At 52.5% G+C, this 2356-nt stretch carries 1 protein-coding gene; it reads left to right on the forward strand.

What is annotated here, in order from left to right; all coding sequences use genetic code 11:
* Positions 1-121 precede the first annotated feature (121 nt).
* Positions 122-2023: a 1-deoxy-D-xylulose-5-phosphate synthase gene (gene dxs, locus AWU74_RS05055; RefSeq protein ID WP_059369748.1), complete on the forward strand. Its 1902-nt coding sequence runs from the start codon at positions 122-124 to the stop codon at positions 2021-2023.
* Positions 2024-2356 lie beyond the last annotated feature (333 nt).

The raw sequence follows: 2356 nt of genomic DNA on the forward strand, positions 1-2356 counted from the left end.
GGCAAATACCACCGCTATAGCTGCGGCTATCTGTCGAACAAAACAAAAAAAGGCACGTCAAAAACGACGCTGCTTCTAAAGCCCTTTCTGCTTGCAAGCCATAATCAGGAGTTTTTATCCATTGCTGGAGAACATTCATTCGCCTGCCGATATAAAAACCTTCTCGCCGCGCCAGCTTGCTTCGCTTGCCAAAGAAATCCGAGGAGAAATCGTATCGGTGGTGGAAAAGAATGGCGGGCATCTTGCGAGTAATCTGGGTGTGGTAGAGCTGACTATTGCGCTCCACCGCGTGTTTGAAAGCCCAGAAGACGCTATTGTCTGGGACGTAAGCCACCAGTCATACACACATAAACTGCTCACCGGACGGTACGCAAAATTTCATACGCTTCGCAAAAAAAACGGAATTGCGGGTTTTACTAAGCGAAAAGAAAGCCCGCACGATTTTTTTGATTGCGGGCACGCGTCAACGTCGATTTCGTCGGCACTGGGGCTTTGGACAGGAAGAAGCCTTTCGCACACAGCGGGCAAAGTCGTCGCCGTTATCGGTGACGGGGCGCTCACGGGCGGCATGGCGTTTGAAGCGCTGTCTCATGCGGGGCAAATCGCAAAAAACCTTATCGTGGTGGTTAACGATAACCGAATGTCTATAAACCCCAATACGGGTTCTTTTTCGCGTTATCTGAGCCGCTTAACTATGACGGCTCATTATCAGACATTCCGTTCTTTGGTTGACCAAACGATACAGCGCTTACCGGTTTTTAACCGGCACCTTGAAAAGGTTATGTTTCGTTTGAAGCGCGGGCTGAAAGGATTGTTGTTTACCAACAATTTATTCTCCGATTTGGGTTTTGAATATGTCGGCGCGTTAAACGGGCACAATATAGAAGAACTTGAAAAAGTGTTCAGGCGTGTGCAGAAACTGCCGCGTCCGGTAGTGGTGCACGTGGTAACCACGAAGGGAATGGGATATGCGCCTGCAGAACGAGACCCAGTCGCATTTCACGGCGTGGGTCCTGCAATTGCGTCGGCTGGCGGGGAAAAAGCCGACCGTCAGACGCTTTCGTTTACCGACGCATTTTCCCGCGCACTTGTGCGCCTTGCGTCCGAAGACACCCGTATTGTGGCGATTACGGCGGCTATGGCAAAAGGCACGGGGCTTACGGCGTTTGCCGAACGGTTCCCTTCCCGCTTTTTCGACGTCGGCATTGCGGAGGAACACGCGCTTGCGTTTGCCGCAGGGCTTGCTGCGGGCGGAATGCTGCCGATAGCGGCGGTATATTCCACCTTTATGCAACGGGCGGTTGACCAAGTGATTCACGACGTTGCGCTCGCGTCGTTTCCGGTCGTTATTGCTATGGACAGGGCGGGGGCAGTGCCTGACGACGGCGAAACGCATCAAGGGATTTTCGACATTGCGCTGTTGTCGCCGGTGCCGAATCTGATTTTTGTCGCTCCCGCCTCTGCAAGCGAATTGGATTTGCTGCTTTCGTGGGCGGTAAAGCGAAATGCGCCCGTCGCTCTTCGCTATCCGAAAAACGCCTGTCCCGCCGAACACCCGTCGTTCTTGCTGCCCGTCGAAGAAGGGCGCGGCGTATTGCTGACTCAGGCGGAGTTTGCGCCGGAATCTGGCGCGGATAATCGCCGGACGCGGGTATTAGTCGTTTGTACGGGCGGCATGTTTTCCGAAACGCTGGACGCCGCACAGAAATTGCTCGCGGACTTTTCAGTTGACATATACAACCTGCGCTTTATCAAGCCCGTCGATGAAACATATTTTCTGGAATTGGCGAAACGCTACACGGCGGTGCTGTTTGTCGAAGACGGCGTAAAAACGGGCGGTATCGGGCGGTTCTTGGAGCGGCTGGTGCAAAAATATTGTCCGCACGTTGCGACGCAGGCGCTCGGTTTTCCCGACCGGTTTATTGCGCAGGGGAAGCGGGACGAAATACTCGCCGACGCGGATTTGTCTCCGAAGCATATTGAAGCAACAGTCAGGCGGATAGCGCCGCTGCACACCGTGTAATCATTTGCAGGATTTACGGTACCCGGTCGGTAGTCCAGTGAGCATTCAGCCTTTTCTTTCAGAGTTCCGGCGGTGGATTACTCGGCAACCTCGTGTATGGAAAGTTCCGGCAGGCTTTCTCGGTAGGCATAGAGGCGCATAGCGCCGCAACGCAAACCGTATACTAGACGCCGCTTGTCCGTACTCCATGATTTCTTTGCCCATTATTATACTTTCTGCACCAATACCCGTGCAAAATGTTTTTTACCATTTATATATGGATAATATTCCTTGTCTTCAATAAGTTTATATTCCTTTTCCAATAAGCCGTTTAATATTGGGCGGGCGGATACG

This window comes from Treponema endosymbiont of Eucomonympha sp. (assembly GCF_001028545.1).